General features: G+C 35.5%; 16 protein-coding genes and 1 pseudogene. 12 read left to right on the top strand and 5 right to left on the bottom strand.

Translation table 11 applies throughout. The features are described 5' to 3' along the window. Position 1 precedes the first annotated feature (1 nt). On the bottom strand, positions 2–1288 hold the full coding sequence (gene hisD, locus B9Y84_RS00750; protein WP_085515180.1) for a histidinol dehydrogenase: 1287 nt from the start codon (positions 1286–1288) through the stop codon (positions 2–4). Positions 1289–1369: 81 nt separating this feature from the next. After that, positions 1370–2227, bottom strand: a complete 858-nt coding sequence (gene hisG, locus B9Y84_RS00755; RefSeq protein WP_085515181.1) for an ATP phosphoribosyltransferase — start codon at positions 2225–2227, stop codon at positions 1370–1372. Between the two features lie 350 nt (positions 2228–2577). On the opposite strand from hisG, the gene B9Y84_RS00760 reads away from it, so the two are divergent. The 4 genes and pseudogenes from B9Y84_RS00760 (at position 2578) to B9Y84_RS00770 (ending at position 6305) form a co-directional block, all read left to right on the top strand. After that, the gene (locus tag B9Y84_RS00760; protein ID WP_085515182.1) at positions 2578–3054 is read left to right on the top strand and encodes an Mpo1 family 2-hydroxy fatty acid dioxygenase; all 477 of its coding nucleotides are present in this window, start codon (positions 2578–2580) and stop codon (positions 3052–3054) included. 9 nt (positions 3055–3063) lie between these two features. Further along, the gene (locus tag B9Y84_RS00765; protein WP_085515183.1) at positions 3064–3972 is read left to right on the top strand and encodes an alpha/beta hydrolase; all 909 of its coding nucleotides are present in this window, start codon (positions 3064–3066) and stop codon (positions 3970–3972) included. 278 nt (positions 3973–4250) lie between these two features. After that, positions 4251–4373, top strand: a pseudogene (locus B9Y84_RS21015) (PKD domain-containing protein); the annotation flags it as partial. Between the two features lie 12 nt (positions 4374–4385). Continuing rightward, positions 4386–6305: a BspA family leucine-rich repeat surface protein gene (locus tag B9Y84_RS00770; RefSeq protein ID WP_085515184.1), complete on the top strand. Its 1920-nt coding sequence runs from the start codon at positions 4386–4388 to the stop codon at positions 6303–6305. A gap of 134 nt (positions 6306–6439) precedes the next feature. On the opposite strand, the gene B9Y84_RS00775 is transcribed toward B9Y84_RS00770, so the two are convergent. Next, positions 6440–7045 (bottom strand): IMPACT family protein, encoded by a 606-nt coding sequence (locus B9Y84_RS00775; RefSeq protein WP_085515185.1) that lies wholly within the window; start codon positions 7043–7045, stop codon positions 6440–6442. A 104-nt stretch (positions 7046–7149) separates the two neighbouring features. On the opposite strand from B9Y84_RS00775, the gene B9Y84_RS00780 reads away from it, so the two are divergent. From B9Y84_RS00780 to B9Y84_RS00795, 4 genes are read left to right on the top strand one after another with little or no spacing between them, the layout of a single operon-like run. Next, positions 7150–8067: a hypothetical protein gene (locus B9Y84_RS00780; protein WP_085515186.1), complete on the top strand. Its 918-nt coding sequence runs from the start codon at positions 7150–7152 to the stop codon at positions 8065–8067. After that, on the top strand, positions 8061–9287 hold the full coding sequence (locus tag B9Y84_RS00785) for an MATE family efflux transporter (RefSeq protein WP_085515187.1): 1227 nt from the start codon (positions 8061–8063) through the stop codon (positions 9285–9287). Before B9Y84_RS00780 ends, B9Y84_RS00785 begins: the two co-directional genes overlap by 7 nt. After that, on the top strand, positions 9277–10143 hold the full coding sequence (locus B9Y84_RS00790; RefSeq protein WP_085515188.1) for a glycosyltransferase: 867 nt from the start codon (positions 9277–9279) through the stop codon (positions 10141–10143). The genes B9Y84_RS00785 and B9Y84_RS00790 overlap by 11 nt, the downstream gene beginning before the upstream one ends. Further along, the gene (locus B9Y84_RS00795) at positions 10140–10622 is read left to right on the top strand and encodes a low molecular weight protein-tyrosine-phosphatase (RefSeq protein WP_085515189.1); all 483 of its coding nucleotides are present in this window, start codon (positions 10140–10142) and stop codon (positions 10620–10622) included. Before B9Y84_RS00790 ends, B9Y84_RS00795 begins: the two co-directional genes overlap by 4 nt. A gap of 16 nt (positions 10623–10638) precedes the next feature. On the opposite strand, the gene B9Y84_RS00800 is transcribed toward B9Y84_RS00795, so the two are convergent. Then, entirely contained in the window at positions 10639–13365 is a 2727-nt protein-coding gene (locus B9Y84_RS00800) for a putative LPS assembly protein LptD (protein WP_139827906.1), read from the bottom strand. Positions 13366–13489: 124 nt separating this feature from the next. Here B9Y84_RS00800 and B9Y84_RS00805 point away from each other — a divergent pair, with 124 nt between their 5' ends. From B9Y84_RS00805 to B9Y84_RS00820, 4 genes are read left to right on the top strand one after another with little or no spacing between them, the layout of a single operon-like run. Continuing rightward, a complete protein-coding gene (locus B9Y84_RS00805) occupies positions 13490–14236 on the top strand; it encodes an N-acetylmuramoyl-L-alanine amidase family protein (protein WP_176223722.1) in 747 nt (248 codons plus the stop codon). Between the two features lie 11 nt (positions 14237–14247). Further along, on the top strand, positions 14248–15177 hold the full coding sequence (locus B9Y84_RS00810) for an MlaD family protein (protein ID WP_176223672.1): 930 nt from the start codon (positions 14248–14250) through the stop codon (positions 15175–15177). Between the two features lie 43 nt (positions 15178–15220). After that, a complete protein-coding gene (locus B9Y84_RS00815) occupies positions 15221–16849 on the top strand; it encodes an acyl-CoA carboxylase subunit beta (RefSeq protein WP_085515193.1) in 1629 nt (542 codons plus the stop codon). A gap of 12 nt (positions 16850–16861) precedes the next feature. Further along, positions 16862–17728 (top strand): transglutaminase-like domain-containing protein, encoded by an 867-nt coding sequence (locus B9Y84_RS00820; protein WP_085515194.1) that lies wholly within the window; start codon positions 16862–16864, stop codon positions 17726–17728. Between the two features lie 24 nt (positions 17729–17752). Here B9Y84_RS00820 and B9Y84_RS00825 read toward each other — a convergent pair whose 3' ends face one another. Next, complete coding sequence (locus B9Y84_RS00825) at positions 17753–18388, bottom strand: 4'-phosphopantetheinyl transferase family protein (RefSeq protein ID WP_085515195.1); 636 nt, start codon at positions 18386–18388, stop codon at positions 17753–17755. Between the last annotated feature and the right edge of the window lie 16 nt (positions 18389–18404).

Genomic DNA, 18404 nt, shown 5'->3' on the forward strand with positions numbered 1-18404 from the left:
TTTATTTTTTCAAACTATTCAATCGGAGTGTTACCGCATTTTTATGTGCAATTAATGACTCAGCTTCTGCCATGATTTCAACATGGGGTCCAAGGTTCTGCAAACCTTCAGGTGTAATCTCTTGGTAGGTGATGTTTTTAACAAAACTATCTAAAGAAACCCCGCTATAAGCTCTTGCAGCACCATTAGTGGGTAGTGTGTGATTAGTACCAGACGCATAGTCACCTGCAGATTCGGGAGTGTAATATCCAAGAAAAATAGAACCTGCGTTTTCAATTTGGTCTGCAATTAGTCTAGCATTTTTGGCAAGTAAGATTAAATGTTCAGGGGCATATAGGTTTATTAAATCTATACATTCCTTTTCGTTTTTAAGGATGAAGACTGCACTGTTTTGCAAACATCTATCCGCTATTTCCCACCTTGGTAGTTCGCTTAATTGATGATAAATCTCCTTTTGCAAGGCGCCTAACATTTCAGTAGAGGTCGTTACAAAGATCACCTGACTATCCACTCCATGCTCTGCTTGAGAAAGTAAGTCAGCTGCGATGAAAGCAGGGTCTGCTTCTGCATCAGCATATACTAATACCTCCGAGGGACCAGCAGGCATGTCAATAGCAACTGCCTCCAAGCTTGCTAATTGCTTTGCAGCTGTAACGTATTGATTACCAGGGCCAAAAATTTTATCTACTTTAGGAATACTTTCTGTTCCATATGCTAAGCCAGCTATTGCCTGCGCTCCACCCACTTTAAAAATTTGCGTGATGCCAGCTACTTCTGCAGCATACAATATGGCAGGGTGGATTTTCCCTTCTTTATTAGGTGGGCTGCATAGAACTATTTCTTTACATCCAGCTATTTTGGCTGGAACTGCCAGCATTAATACGGTACTGAAAAGAGGGGCTGTTCCACCAGGAATATAAAGCCCTACTTTTGGAATCGCTACTGATTTTCTTTCGCATAGAACTCCAGGCATAGTTTCAATTTTCAGTGGAGCCATTTTTTGGGCTTCATGAAATTTGGAAATATTATCGTGTGCAACTTGAATTGCTTCTTTGAGTTCGCCTGATATCTTGGCAGCTGCGGATTTAATTTCATCTCTCGTCACCAATAATTTCCCTAGCTCAATCCCATCAAATTTTTTGGTGTAAGATTTCAAAGCGATGTCACCTTTGCTTTGAACCTCATCCATTATGGGTTGCACCACTTTTCTGATATCTGAAAGTGATGCAGTAGGTCTTTTCAGTAGTTTTTCCCAGCTTTCTCTTTTGGGGTATGTATAGTCTTTCATTTTATATTTAAATCAAGCAATTACTATCTCGCTATTCTAAAACTCTCAGTTTAAATGAACGATAAATAGAATAAATCAACTTCAAACAATCATCTTTTCAATTGGAGCTACTAATATTCCTTGAGCACCAGCTTCTTTGAGTTTTTCGATTACTTCCCAAAACTCATCTTCTTTAACCACCGAATGTAAAGAACTCCACCCTTCCATAGCTAGTGGTAAAACAGTAGGACTCTTCATACCAGGTAATAGGTTTATGATTTTATCAATGGATTCGTTTGGTGCATTTAGTAAAATGTATTTATTACTTTTTCCGGCCTGAACAGCTTCCATTCTAAATAAAAGCTGGTTTAATGTCTTCTCTTGTTCAGCGGAGAGATTCTTCCCTGAAACAAGTACCGCCTCAGACCTCATGATCACATCTGCTTCTTTTAGCCCGTTACTCAAGAGCGTGCTTCCTGAACTTACAATGTCACAAACCGCATCTGCTAAGCCAATGCTTGGAGCAATTTCAACTGAACCACTGATTTCATGAATCTCAGCATTGATTTTGTTTTCTTTTAAGTAATTGCCTAAAATTTTGGGGTAGGAGGTAGCAATGCTCTTCCCATCTAGCTCTTGAATGCTTTTATAGTTCCAGTTGCGATCAACTCCAATGGAAAGTCTACATTTTGAGAAACCTAATTTCTTTACGAGCCTTACATCTTTTTCGTATTCTACTAATACGTTTTCGCCCACAATTCCTAAATCCGCAACGCCATCTTCGACATATCCGGGAATATCATCATCTCTTAAAAATAGAAATTCTAAAGGGAAATTATCGGCAACAGCTTTTAATTTACCTTTCCCATTGCTGAATTTGATACCGCATTCTTTTATTAATTTTAGTGAGTCTTCGCTTAACCGACCCGACTTTTGTATAGCAATTTTTAATGTATTCATCTTTGATTTTTGAGATTTAAAAATAGTATTTAACTAAGAGATTTTCTAAGGAAATGTTTAATGATTTTTTCCTCAAAAGACTAAAATGTGCAGAAACCTGCTTTTGGCGATATGGTGAATTTATTCCTCTTAAAACGAGGAATGATGGAATACATGAACAGCATGAAATGCTTGAGAGGCATTTTTCTTGACAGTGATATTTATGATTGACTTGCTCATGTACAGGCAAATGTAATAAGGAATTTTTAAATTGCTACTATTATTGAATTGCTTTTATTGTTTTATGAGAAAAACTAAGCTGGAAGTGCTGACTTATTGATTCATAAAAGAAATTTATCTATTTTAGATTCATGAGAAAAATTGATACATTATTAGAAGAATATGGTGCTAGCCATAAGAATGAAACCAATAAAATGGTTCATTGGATCTGTGTGCCATTAATTTTTTGGAGTGTAGTTGCACTTTTATATTCTATTCCCAATGATATGCTCACCTATGTTTTTGGAGTCGGGTATTTTAATAATTGGGCCGTTGTAGTTTTAGGATTTGTTCTGATTTATTATATCAGTTTATCGATTCCACTCTCATTCGGTATGGTTGCTTTTGCCATTTTGTGTATTGCCGTTGCTCGCTGGGCTGATCAATTTAGTTTCTTACCGCTGTGGGCCATTGCATTGATCGTATTTTTTGTTGCATGGGTAGGGCAATTCTGGGGGCATAGAATTGAAGGCAAGAAACCTTCTTTTCTCAAAGATTTGCAATTCTTGCTGATAGGCCCTGCTTGGTTGATGCATTTTATTTATAAGAAGGTGGGTGTTAAGTATTAATGTGATTTTATGGTAAGGTTTTCAGCGGGGCTATCAATAGTCCTTTATTGTTTTGTTTGCAACATTGAATTAATTGCACAAAAGGGAGTAGTAGATTCTTCCTTAAAAGTAAAAAGTGAAGTTCTAAAGCGGCAAATGCCCTATTCAGTTTATTTGCCGGATAGTTATGATAAATCTTATAGGTCATACCCAGTTTTATATTTATTACATGGTATGTGGGGTGATCATACAGATTGGGTAAATAAAGGAGAAGTCAATAGGATAGCTAGTAATTTAATTGAGCGTGGAGAAATTCCGGAAATGATTATTATTATGCCTGATGGACTTACCGATGCTTTTTATATTAATAATTATGACGGTTCAGTAAAATGGGAGGATTTTTTCTATGAAGAATTTATTCCAACTATAGAGGATCGATATAGAATTGTAAAGAATAGAAGTAATAGAGCTATTGCAGGACTGTCGATGGGCGGATATGGTGCTTTATATCATGCTATTAGTAATAAAGATATGTTTAAAGCATGTTATGCACTAAGCGCAGCAGTTTTAGAAACCGAACCTAAGGATGCATCTAGCCAAAATAGTGAGTTCAATCAAAAGAATTGGGGACCTTTAAATGAAGAAGGATTACCTGAAAACTACAAAAAGCATTCAATACAAGAGATGATTAAAGGAATGGAAGTCTATAAGGCTCCCAATCCATATGGAGCTGACGGAAAAACGAGTATGCCAGCTATTACACTAGATTGTGGTGATGATGACTTTTTGTTAAAACAAAACACTAATCTGACTCATATCATGAAGGAAAAGAAAATCCCTTTTGAGCTCAGAGTGAGAGATGGAGGGCATACTTGGGAATATTGGAGAACAGGTTTAGACCTTGGGTTAAAGTTCGTTGGAGAGTCTTTTAGAAATTAATTTTTATCCTCTAATTTTGCATTTAAGAAAAGTATAACTGATTTTTTAATTCAATCAAATTTTATAACCTTTATTGCATATTACACTACTTGTTTTTTGTCTAATATTAACTTTAAAAAAAGTGTTGATTATTCCCGATACAAGTACAACCATCAATTTGTCAAAAAATGAAGAAATATTATCTGATTATTTAATTATTAGCCTTTTCACAAATTGTATTAGCACAAAGACCATTTATTACAACATGGGAAACAACAACGGCTAACGAAATTATTACCATTCCAGCAACTCGCGGAGGCAATTATGATTATTCTGTAGATTGGGGAGATGGTACAATCACTCAAAATAATAGCGGGCCAGCTAATCATCAATATTCAGAGCCTGGAATCTACACTGTTCAAATAACTGGAAAATTGCCTAGCATTCATTTCGGAGCTGATGATGTAACAAACAGGGAGAAAATTTTATCAATAGAACAATGGGGTGATATTGAGTGGAACATATTGATTAACTCTTTCGAAGGATGTAAGAACTTAAGCGGGAATGCTTCTGATGTACCCGATCTATCCAAAGTGCAGTCTCTTCAGGAAATGTTTTCAGGTTGCTCGTCTTTTAATCATGATATTTCCAACTGGGATGTTTCCACTATTACTTCTATGACAGATATGTTTTTAAATGCATCATCTTTTAACCAAGATATTAGCAGTTGGGATGTGAGTAACGTGAGCACTATGAATGGTATGTTCTCTAATGCTTCTGCATTCAATCAAGAAATTGGAAATTGGGATGTTAGTAAGGTCACTAGTATGCTAGGAATTTTTTCTGGTGCAATTTCTTTTAATGGTAATATTTCAAGCTGGGATGTAAGTAATGTAATAAGTATGTTCGGTTTATTTAGAAATGCAACATCTTTTAATCAGGATATTGGAGATTGGAATGTTAGCAACGTGGTAAATATGGTAAGCATGTTTGCAAATGCAACATCTTTTAATCAAAATTTAAGTAATTGGAATGTTAGTAACGTTTCAAATATGGTTAATATGTTTAATAATGCAGTACATTTTAATCAGGATTTATCTGACTGGGATGTCAGCAATGTTACAAACATGGGAAGTATGTTTGAGAATTGTTGGGATTTCAACCAAAATATATCTCTATGGAATGTAAGTAAGGTTGCAAACATGTCTTTTATGTTCAGAAGCGCTGAATCATTTAATCAGAGTCTAGGTGAATGGGATGTAAGCAGTGCAACATCATTAACTGCGATGTTTCAAAACGCTAAATCTTTTAATCAGGATATAAGCACATGGGATGTTAGCAATGTACAATCCATGTCCTCTATGTTTAATGATGCCATATCTTTTAATCAAAATATCAATAGTTGGGATGTTCATAACGTGAACACGATGAGTCAAATGTTTTCAGGGGCCTCGGCTTTCAATAAACCACTAGATCTGTGGAATACGGACAATGTTGGGGATATGTATGCTCTTTTTAATGAAGCATCTTCATTTAATCAGATTATAGGTGGTTGGGACGTGAGTAGCGTAATTGATATGGATTATATGTTTCGATTCTCATCTTCTTTTAATCAAGATTTAGGTGATTGGGATATTAGTCAAGTTAATACTATGGTTGGAATGTTTGATAGATCTGGATTAGATTTTATTAACTATGATAAGATTTTAGAAGGCTGGATACAATTAGATTCACTTCAGTTAAATGTTGAGTTTGGTGCTGATGATATAGAATATTGCAATGCAGAATTAGCCAGGCAGAATTTAATAAATGACTTTAATTGGTCCATAAAAGGAGATTTAAAAAATTGTAAATTGAGCCAAACAATATTTTTTGATTCTCTTGAAGCGAAAACTGCAGTGGATCCTGATTTCACATTAAAAGCCACTGCCACATCAGGTTTAGAAATTAGCTATATTAGTAGTGACCCATCTGTGGCTACTATTTCCAGTGATGTTGTGTCGATAGAGGGAGCAGGTACTACTGAAATAAAAGCTACTCAAACTGGTAATGATAATTACGAAGCAGCGCCTCCCGTTACGCAGATACTGGTTGTAAATGGTGTATTGAACAATGCTAAAGTAGTAGGTTATACTATGCAATTATATCCTAACCCTATAAAAAATCATTTATCAGTAGAATCCTCACAAAAAATAGATAGAATTACAGTATTTGACTTGAGTGGTACAAAAATAATAGAACAATACCCAACTAAAAGCGGTAAACTGATTTTTGATTTCAGTGAGTATCCTGCTGGTATCTATATAATAAAATTTAATGATTCCTCACAAGTTCATCGATTGGTGAAGCAATGAAGTATATCCCTTCTTTAAGTTAGCTTATCTTAAAAGTAACGTCATCAAAGACAGAAAAGAAGATTCCGTTTGAATTGAGAATTAGAGATGGTGGACATACTTGGGAATACTGGAGGACTGGCTTGGATTTGGGTTTAAAGTTCGTTGGTGAGTCTTTTAGAAATTAAACCTTCTATTTTCTGAGCTTCTGCTTCAAAATTATCTCTCAAAGATTGTTTAATCCCGATCATGGCAGTACAGTTTTCAGTGAATTCTTGATTTTTAATATCCGCTTCAAAATCAGATATTAAGCGCATAACCTCATTAGTGATTTCATAACCATATTCAATGTCATAAATTTCTTCAATGGTAACTTCTATTAGCTTCGAGTGCTCTAATGCTTCAAAAGCAGCAGTTTTATATGCATTGATTAATCCAGGTACTCCTAGCTTTGTTCCACCGAAATATCGCACTACAACTATCAATACCTCTGTTAAATTTTTTGATTTGATTTGACCCAAAATAGGATCACCAGCTGAATGATTGGGTTCACCATCGTCATTCGCGCGCATTTTATCTTCGGATAAGAGGTAGGCATAGCAGTGATGACGGCCATCATGATATTGTTTTTTGACTTCGTCCAGCTTTTCTTTTACCTCATCCTCATTCCTCACTCGAAAAGATAAGCCAATAAATTTACTTCCTTTTTCCTTGTAAAAACCTTCTCCACCTTCAGAAACTGTATAAAAATAATCTTTCATTGATTTAATTGAATTTTAGCAAAAGAGTGCCTTAAATAGAGTTTTTCAAGCAATTTAATGCTAAAAATGGCATTTATTGCGTCATAAAAAGTATTTTTACCCCTATGAGGCAAAACTATCAAATTTCTGAGCAATTCCCTTCCATGCAGGAAGAAGAAGCACTGGAGTTTCCTATTTTTGCTAGGAAGAACTATTGGTTACTTCATCTAAAAGAGGAGGAATTATGGCCCTTTACTGTTCGTGATCAAAAGCATGATATCATAGCCTTTTGGTGCTTTTGTAGAATTGAGGATCGATTTGTGACACCTTTCAAAGCCCCGTTTTTCACTCCACACCTTGCTGATATAGAACAGCAAGAAATTCTTTTCTCAAAAGTGATTCATTATCTAAGTGAAAAATACACTAAGCCAATCCAGTTTTCCTTGAATTCCAATTTAAATTTTCAAAAACTTCAAGATTTAGTTCCCTTTCTAACGATTTTGAATATTGAGGTGGGAACTTATCTATATGTCGCCAAAGATAGTTTTTTTGAGCAGATTCTACAGAAACGGAAACGCAGGAAATTAAACTCTATTTTGCGTGAAGACACTTTTGAGATTCTAGAAGTTTCTGATCATGATTGGAACAAAGTATACCAGCAGAATTTAATTTGGAGAAGGGAAAAAGGACATAGAAACACCATGAAATTAGAGGATATGGCAGAAGCGAAAAGACAGTTCCCTCAACATTATCATGCTTTTCAGCTGCTTAGAGGTGAAGAATTAATGGGGACAGCTTTCTTTTTAAACGTTCACCATGATCTTGTCTACGTTTACTCTCTTGTAACTGCCCCTTCTACTGCTGAAAAGGAGCCAGCACTTTTACTATGGAAAGCTATTTATGATTGGGCTAAACACAATCAAATTTCATGCATCGATATGGGTACTTCTATGGCTTCAGATAGAGAAATTAATAAAAATCTGCTTCGCTATAAACAATTTATAGGAGGGTTAATCTATAGGAAATATACTTTCGAATGCTAAAAATTTGGACTAGATATCACCACAGTATCTGGAGCGGAATACTTTTAGCTATTCGAGTTCTCGTAGGTTTTGGTGCGCAAAAAATTGTAGCTGTTTTTTATGGCCCTGTTGGAACAACATTATTTAGTCATTTTCAGAACTTTATTGCTTTATTTACGCAGCCTATTCAAGATGCTGCTGGGAACGGCCTCATTAATGCATTTCCTAAAAAATCTCTAGCAAGGGCTCAAGTGGTAGGTGCGACTATTATTATCTTAGTTTTTTTGACTTTTTCGAGTGGGTTGATCTTACTAATAAGTACTCAATTCAATCAAAGCTTTTATTCATTTAGTTTACATAATTGGCTTTTAATAATCCCTTCTCTACTCTTATTCTGTTTTGGATTAATCGTGTCTGCTATTTATGTAATCCAACAAAAATTGAAGCTTTATTCTTTTATAATTTTAGGTCAATGGAGTATTTTTTTTATTTCGGTTTTGTTTGTCGATCTACAACTCAATCATTTTTTAATTTATTGGTTAACATTGCAAGCTGTTTTTTCTCTTTTTCTAATCCTACCGGTTCGTTCTTATTTGAAAATTGATTTAAAAATTGATAATAAAGTAAAATCTCATTTTAAGCAATTTTTATTGATGGCGCTAACTGTATGGATAAGTAGTAAATGGGTAGATTATTATGTTCGTGAATTTGCTATTGAGCAATATGGAACGATCCAGACAGGTTTATGGCAATCTGTTGTCCGAATCTCCGAGGCTTATAGAGGGCTTGTGATTAGCTTTTTGTTCCTAACTTTGTATCCTTTAGTTGCTCAGAAGTTAGGTGAGGCTAAAACGGTAGTTGAAAGTTTTAAAAAATTTTATGGGATTTACGTGGTGGTTTCTATCCTATCTTTGATCATGATTTTTCAGTTTAACGATTTGATATTAAGAATTTTATATGATACACAATATGCTGAGGCAGGAGGCTTATTGCAAGCACAGGTAATAGGGGATTTGTTTGCATTTCTGGCTTTTCCCTTCACTATTTTCTTGATAGCATCAGTAAAAACAAAAGCATATATCATTACAGAATTAGTAAGTGCTTTAATATTCGTAACTCTAATAACAGCTCAGTTTGAACTAGGTATTGAAGTTCTGGTATATGCCCATATTGTGCGCTTTTTCTTTTATGCGATAATGGTTTCAGTAATTGGATTAAAAAGTCTGAGTGATGTCCGCTAAAGTAGCTATTATTTGTTTGTGCTATAATCACGAGAAGTACGTGGAAGAGGCCATGGAATCTGTTCTCAATCAAACCTATGCTTCAGAGCTGATAGTAGTAGATGATGCTTCAACTGATAATAGCGTAGATAAAATAAGAAATTTTATAAAACAGCACCCAGAAGAAAACATTAATAGTATGTTCTTTGATGAAAATATAGGGAACTGCAAGGCATTTAATGCAGCTCTGATGACCACTGATGCTGATTATATTATTGATTTAGCTGCTGATGATGTGTTGTTACCGACAAGAGTGAGTGAAGGCACGAAGAATTTGGATGTAAATCCATCAGTTGCTATCAATTTTACAAATGCAGAGTATATTGACGAATATGGTCGTTTTATCAAATCGCACTATTTAACTGATCAGAAGGGAATGGCTAAAGAACGCATTTTGGAAGGTGATGTGTTTAAAGAACTTCTGCAGCGTTACTTTATTTGTTCTCCAACCATGATGTATAGAGCTTCTTTCTTAAAAAGAATCGGAGGCTACGATGAAGAGCTGGCTTATGAAGATTTCGATATCATGCTTCGGCTTTCTCGCAGCAACCCTTTTAGTTACACGGATAAAGTTTTGGTAAAAAAAAGGGTTCTGAAGGCTTCAATGTCAACTAAACAATATAAAAAAGGAAATAAACAATTAGAGTCTACATTGAAAATTTGCAAGAAAGCTTTCTTAATGATTCAAAGCGAAGGGGAGAAAAAAGCTTTGTTGAGACGAATAGTTTTTGAAGCCAAGCAGGCTTTTATTCATAAAAGATTCTTATTGTTCTCAGCATTTATTAATTTAGGGGTTAAAACCATTTTGCAAAAATGAGAAAAATACTTTTCGTGTGCTTGGGAAATATCTGTCGGTCGCCATTGGCTGAAGGATTGATGTCAAAAAAAATAGCAAAATTAAATATTGAAGAGCAATTTAAGATTGATTCTTGTGGAACAGCTGATTATCATATAGGTGAATTACCAGATGAAAGGACTCGAGAAAATGCTTTGAAAAATGGATTGCAATTAAAGCAAAGAGCCAGGCAGTTTGAGGCTGCAGATTTCAACCGCTTTGATCAGATTCTAGTCATGGATAATGCTAATAAATTAAAAGTGATAGCTTTTGCAACTTCTGAGGAACATTTGCAAAAAGTCCAATTGATGAGAGATTTCGAAATTGATGTTAATTTGCAAGGAACAGATGTTCCTGATCCTTACTATGGTGGGGTAGAAGGCTTTCAAAATGTTTATGATATACTGGATAGATGCACGAGCAATCTTCTAAATAACCAACTCCAAGCGATTGAGAATTGATTTAAAAGTAGACTAGTTAATTATCCCACCAGCTTCTTCTTCTGTTCAATTTCAAATCTTGAAGTATCGAGGCTTTAACTCCAATATCTACACTAAATGACTGAAACCTACCGAATGGTACCCAATTGGCATTTATTTGCCAGCAATGCAAATTTCTGAAAATATTAATGGAAGTTTGTGTGAAATCTTGACTTTCGAAGTCATAACCTGAAGTGAAACCAACTTTCCAATTTTCAGTGAAGTTTATATCTCCACTAAAGTTCATTGTTTGCTGAATATTGGCTTCTTCAAATCCTTGTCTACTCCACCTAATATTATATCGTACTCTTAAATTCCATGGCACATTAAAATCGACATACATAGCTGGATTATTAGATAATGCTTGAACTTGATCTTCTGAAGCACCGGCTTCTCTTGCTTGATCTTCTAAATTATCTCTGTTTTCATCGTCACTCTTTTTGCCCGCTGGATTTAAATTTGTTGATAAAGCGATATTCGCAGTTGTCAATCTCCCAATTCCTTGCCCACCTTCCCATGCATATTGGTCAATTCTCCTTTGAAAAACTTCTTCTGTTCCATTTTCCCTAGTGGTAATACTATCCAAGACCATTACATAAGGATCAAAACCCGTTTGAATATTTATATCAAGTTTATTGTTAAATAGATTTGTCCGAGCGTTGATGGATATTGGAGCTAATCGAAAAGAATCAGCAATAACGTTATAGCTTGTTGCGAAGGAGAGGTTGTCGAAAATTTTAACTTTTTTCGCAATGTCGGAAGTATCACTATCCTTTTTAACTTTCATTTCAACAGTATTAGCTAGTGAAATACCAATTGTCCCCGATTCCCCTCTTCCAGGACTTCCGTAAACAAAGCCTTCATATTTTGAAAATACTCTTGTGTTTCCCAATGAATCTGTTTGCACTTCTTTGTAAATACCATATTCTTCTTCTCCAAAATCAGGTCTCCAATTAAGATTGACCGATGGTGTCATGATGTGACGTACTGCCTTAACAGGCCCCTTTTTAGGATAGATGGTTCCGTATAACCTGGTTGTAAAACCAATGCCAGCATTATAGGATGAAGCTCTGCTAAATGTGTTTATGGTGTCGATTACAACACCTTTTGTTTCTTCACTATACCGATGATTCAATTCTCGCAAGTACCAAATTTCATCATAATTAAAACTAGGGCTAGCGGTAATAAATTTTAACAAATTGAAAGATGTTGATACAGGTATTCTGTGTCTCCCGCCATTATTAGCCCTTTCCAAAAAATATGGTAGGTTTTCTTGACTGAAGTCAGCAATACTATCTTCTCTAGCCTCTGGTCCAACCCTTCCAATATTGTTGGTAATTCTATTTGTGGTGGTGAAGTTGTACGAATAGTTGACTTTTTGAATCCAATCTAGTCCGTTTACATTTACCTTCTTGAAAGGGTACTGCCGATTCATGTTCAAGGCGACCTCAGGTAGCAATAGATTGATTTCATTGGTTCTTACATCCTGATCATGCCTTGCGCTAACAGCATAGTTGAATGGTGTCCCTTTTATAACGTTCGAGTAAGAAATATTTGAGTTAAAGTTTGCTGTAACTTGTTGTTCAAAATTTTGAGTTGGATTATTGTTATTGAACGAGGAGGTACCACCGTTTACCGAGGCAGAAAATCTACCTGTACCTTTAGACTCTGGCCTGTGTGACCATTGCACCCAAAAATCTCGAGATATTGATGAATCAGCTTCTGTTTCCCCAATTCTTTGTTGATTAAAGCGAATGTTTAAAGTTCCGTTATAACTGTATCGTTTCTTGTAGTTAGACGCTAAAGATAGGCCATAGCTACCTTTAGAGTATATTTCACCTCTTAACGCCATGTCTGCGTATTCATTTATGGCCCAGTAGTAGCCACCATCTCTTAAGAAAAACCCTCTTCTATTTTCTTCACCATATGTTGGAAATAGTATTCCTGAAGTTTTATTATTAGGCATGGGGAACATTCCGAAAGGGAAAACGAAAGGGGTCGGCAATTCTGTAATTTCAAGATTAAAAGGACCTGCTAAAATCTTATCACCAGGAATCAGTTTTATTTTATTAGCTGCAATTCCAAAATGAGGATGTTCTAAATTACAAGTCGTGTATAAAGCGTGATCACTGAACATCTCGTCTTTTTCATTTTTCTTGGTCCAGTTTGAGTGCATGAAAGCTTCTCCTTGTTGTGTTACTACACCTTTAATAATTGCTTTCTTGGTATCGAAATTATATACGATTTGATCGGTTTGATAGACTTGACCTTTGTCTGTGAAAACTGGTTTTCCCGTTACTTTTTCTGTAGAGTCTTTTAGTCCGCTTGCCTCTAAAATCTTAGTATTATAATTGACTTTGATTTTGTCTGCATCTAGCTCAATCTCTCCATAATCAACATGCGCTGTCTTAAACATAATAATGTCTTGCGTTTTCATGTTAAAGTTCATAGAGTCCTTGGCACTGTAATTGACAGTAGTTGCAATGTCTCCTTTTTTCTGAGTTTTGACAGAGTCAGTAGCTGTAGCTTTGGTAGAATCTGTAAGATTGGCGATAGTGGAGTCAGAAAGGATTTCTTTTGTGGAATCCGATAGAGATTGGGTAGAATCAATTTTAATAAAATTACTAATGACTGAATCAGATTTCTGACTTATAGAGTCAACTTCTTGAGCTAAACCGAAAAATGGTGCAACAATTATGAAAATACTTAAAATATACCGCCTCAAATTATTCTGTGGATTTTTCCGATTTGATGAATTTTTGCAATCTTTGTGTAAAATTATACTATTCAAATTTAACAACCGAAAGATTGTGAAAAATATTACCATCCTTTCTACACTTACTATCTTGATGGTCCTTGGCTCATTCACAAATCTTAACAAACCATCATATAAAGTTGATAAAGTTGTGATCGATGCTGGACATGGGGGCAAAGATAGTGGAACAAGAGGCGTAATGTCAAAAGAAAAAGACATAGCTTTAGAAATTGCCTTGGAGTTAGGTGAAATAATAAAAGAATATTTGCCTGATGTTGAAGTCATTTACACTAGAACTGATGATCACTTTATTGAGCTTGATGAACGTTCCAACATCGCAAACAAAAATGGTGCCGACCTGTTTGTATCGATTCATTGCAATGCTGTAGAGTATAGTGATGAAGTTCACGGTACAGAGACGTGGATAATGGGTCTTCATAAATCAGAGACAAATTTAAACGTGGCTAAGAGAGAAAATTCAGTTATCTTGATGGAAGAAAATTATGAAGAGAAATATGAAGGCTTTGATCCTAATGATCCGGCTTCACATATTCTTTTTTCATTGTATCAGAACGCCTATTTATCCAATAGTTTAAAGCTAGCGGAAAAGGTTGAGTATCAGTTTGATAAAAGGGTAGGTCGTCATAGCAGGGGGGTTAAGCAGGCTGGATTTGTAGTTTTATTTAAGAGCTCAATGCCGAGTGTTTTAATAGAAACGGGCTTCCTTAGCAATCCTAAAGAAGAAAGGTATTTGAACGATGAGCTCGGACAAACGTATATAGCTTCTGGTATCTTCCGCGCAGTGCGGGACTACAAAGTCGAAATTGAATCAATGAACTAAAATTATACAAATTGAAAATAGCTAAAGAAATTAAAGTTGCCGTATTGGCAATTGTTGCAATCGTCATATTTTACTTTGGATTTAATTTTTTGAAGGGGATTGATTTTTTTGATCCCTCCAATGAATATTATGCCATTTATGATCAAGTAGATGGGTTAACAGCCGCTAATCCTGTACTGTTGAGTGGACTATCGGTTGGTCGGGTAAGTAAAATTGAAATCCTTCAAGAGCAAGAAAACAAATTAAAAGTCTTTTTTGAAGTAAGAGAAGATATAACATTAGGTAAGGAATCTGTTGCACTTTTAACTTCCGATATCTTAGGATCACAGACAATTGTCATTAAAAGGAATCTGGTCAAGGATCCTTTGCCGGAAGGTAGTGAGATTAAGGGAAATATAGAACCTGCTTTGACTGCTCAAATTCAAGAACAGGCTTATCCTGTTCTGAAAACATTGGATTCCGTGGGTCAGCATTTGAACGGTATTTTAGCGAATATTGATAAGAATGAAGAGGCTATTCAAAATATCATGTTAAACGTAGAACTTACCACTCAAAATTTGGCGAAAATTTCTGAAAAGCAATCTACGATAAATGCTGTTATTGACGATTTCAAGAAAATTTCTGCTACCCTAGCAAATGAGAAAAACGGATTGAAAGCTTTACTACAGAAGACCAATGGTATTGCAGACTCTGTAAATGCGCTTGAATTAGCAAAAGTTGTAAATAGATTAGATACGACCTTACTTACTATCAATAGCACAGTCGCAAGCATGCAAGATGGAGAAGGAACTATTGACAAATTACTTAATGATGATTCATTATATTTGAATCTTAACCAAACGCTGCTTGATCTGGATGCACTTTTAATTGACATGAAAGATCAACCGAAAAAATATGTTCATTTCTCTCTTTTTGGAAGAAAGGACAAAAAGAAAGACTAAAGGAAAACTCAAATAATTATTAAATATACCAGGAAACGACTCAATGGATATCGCATTTAATAAAAACGAAGATCTCAACAAACAAGAGGTAGACAAGCTCAAACACAAATTAGAAAAAGTATATTTAGGAGGGGGGGAGAAAAAGATTGCTTCCCAACACGACAAAGGCAAACTTACAGCAAGAGAACGCATCGATTATTTAATCGATGATGATTCAGATTTTCTTGAAATTGGTGCTTTTGCAGCTGACGGTATGTACGAAGATGTGGGAGGCTGCCCTTCTGCAGGAGTTGTAACAGGAATTGGATATGTAGAAGGAAGGCAAGTGGTAGTGGTAGCTAATGATGCCACTGTAAAAGCAGGTGCTTGGTTTCCAATGACAGCAAAAAAGAATTTAAGAGCTCAGGAAGTGGCTATGGAAAACAGATTGCCAATTATCTATTTAGTAGATAGCGCTGGAGTTTTCTTACCTATGCAAAATGAAATTTTCCCTGATAAAGAGCACTTCGGAAGGCAATTTAGGAATAATGCTAAAATGTCGTCAATGGGGATTATTCAGGTGGCAGCTATTATGGGAAGTTGCGTTGCAGGAGGTGCATATTTGCCCATTATGGCAGATGAGGCTATGATTGTGAATAAAACTGGTTCTATCTTCTTGGCGGGATCTTATCTAGTGAAAGCAGCAATAGGAGAGGATATTGATAACGAAACTTTAGGCGGGGCTTCTACACATTGTGAAATATCAGGAGTTACTGATAATAAACACGAAACGGATCAAGACTGCTTAAATGATATTCGTAAAATCTTTAATAAAATAGGCAGCTACGAAAAAGCTGGTTTTAATAGAGAGCAACCAGCTACTCCTAAAAAAGATGAAAAGGAGATTTACGGTCTTCTTCCTAACGATAGAGTTAAACCTTATGATACTAAAGATATCATAGAAAGGTTAGTTGATAACTCTGAATTTGATGAATATAAGGCACTTTACGGAAAATCTATTATATGCGGAACCGCAAGGATAGATGGTTGGGCTGTTGGAATAGTAGCTAACCAAAGGAAAGTGGTAAAAACCAAAAAAGGGGAAATGCAAATGGGTGGAGTGATCTACTCCGATTCCGCTGATAAGTCTGCACGCTTTATCATGAATTGTAATCAACGTAAAATTCCTTTGGTTTTTCTCCAAGATGTAAGTGGTTTTATGATTGGCAGTAAGTCAGAGCACGGGGGAATCATTAAGGATGGAGCTAAAATGGTGAATGCTATGGCAAATTCTGTCGTACCAAAATTTACTATAGTGATCGGTAATTCATACGGAGCTGGAAATTACGCCATGTGCGGAAAAGCTTATGATCCACGTTTAATTTATGCGTGGCCGACAGCACAGATTGCTGTGATGAGTGGAGCTGCCGCTGCTAAAACCTTGTTGCAAATAAAAGTAGCTACACTTAAGGCTAAAGGTGAAGAAATTTCTGAAGAAGATAAAGAGAAAATGTTGAAAGACATTACGGATAAGTACAATGAGGAATTGTCACCATACTATGCTGCTTCAAGATTATGGGTAGATGGCATAATAGATCCTCTGGAAACAAGAAAAGTTATTTCAATGGGAATAGAAGCCGCAGATCATGCGCCTATTGAAAAACCGTTTAATGTTGGCGTAATCCAAACCTAAAATCAAGCGTAATTGAAATTAAATAAGAAAGAATTTCAGGCATTAGTTTCCCTTTTAGAGGATGAAGATCAAGAGGTCAATCGTCATGTGGAAGGGAAAATAATGTCCTTAGGAAATGAAGTGATTCCATTTCTAGAAGAACAATGGGAGAATAGTTTTGATCCCAACATTCAACGAAAAATTGAGGATATGATTCATACGCTTCAATTTTCTCAGTTGAAAGAGCGCTTCAGAGCATGGAAAGAGCAGGGTGGAGAAAGCCTACTGGAAGGAATGTGGCTGGTTTCGCTTTATCAATATCCTGATACAGAATTGAGTGAGTTAACTAAAGAAATAGAGCAAATCTACTATGATATTTGGGTTGAGTTGAAGGAAGATCTGCATCCTTATGACCAGATTAAAATTATAAATGGTGCACTGTTCACTAAACTGAAATTTAGAGCCAATACGAAAAATTTCCATTCGCCTAATAATTCTTTTTTGAAGTCAGTTTTGGAAAGCAAAAGAGGGAATCCTATTTCGCTATCCGTGGTATATATGTTGGTGGCGGAAAGGCTGGGGTTACCGATTTATGGAGTGAACTTGCCTAACTTGTTTATCATTACCTATAAAAGCGAAGAAATTCAATTTTATGTAAATGCATTCAATAGAGGATTAATATTTTCAAAAAAAGATATCGATAATTATCTAGCAAACTTAAATCTCACACCAAAACCAATTTTCTATGAGCCCTGTTCGAATGAAGATATTATCAAAAGAGTTTTGCGGAATTTAATAATGGCCTTTGAGAAACTAGGAGAGCATCATAGATCGGAGGAAGTAAAAGAGCTTTTGATTGAGGTTTCTGGTGGGATTGATTTTGATGCTTTGGGGCTATAATTCGAAATGTTTTATCCATTTTGTTCAAGTCACATTTAAACAGATAAAATATTCCCCCAATTCATAAAAAGCTAATTGATAGCTTTTTTGAAAGCCATCTTTTTTAATAGTTCCATTCATTAAAGTCCAATCCTTATTTTCCGGCTTAACACTCATATGCTCTTTGAAATCAAGTTCTCTTTTCATAAATAGCTTATACAAGACTTCTTTGGCTGACCATACCTTAGAAAAATAGACGAGATTATTTTGGCAATAATCCATTTCTTCTTCAGTAAAAAGTCTTGGCGCAACTTTGGCCATTTTTGCCTTGGGTTTTTCGATATCAATACCTACATCGAGCTTGTGTCCAATGGCAAGCGCAATATAATTTTCAGTGTGGGAAAGGGAAATGTCATATTCTGAATTGGATATCTGGGGTTTGCCATAAATGTTGCGGAAAATAGGTTCCTCAGAGATTTGAAGTTGATGTAATACAGTTTTACACAGCATTCTTCCTGCCATGAATTCTAACTTTTTTTCAGAGTGGGTAGTTTCTTCAAAAATTCTTTGGTCAATTGAGCTGAGTTGGACATTTTTCTCGTAGAAGGCTAAATGCTCTTCGATTTTCCAAACAGCTAAATGAATATTCTCGTTGATTTGCTTAATAAAATCTAATGCCATCGTTTAACTTTACAAT

Source organism: Marivirga sericea (assembly GCF_900177665.1).
Lineage (GTDB): Bacteria > Bacteroidota > Bacteroidia > Cytophagales > Cyclobacteriaceae > Marivirga > Marivirga sericea.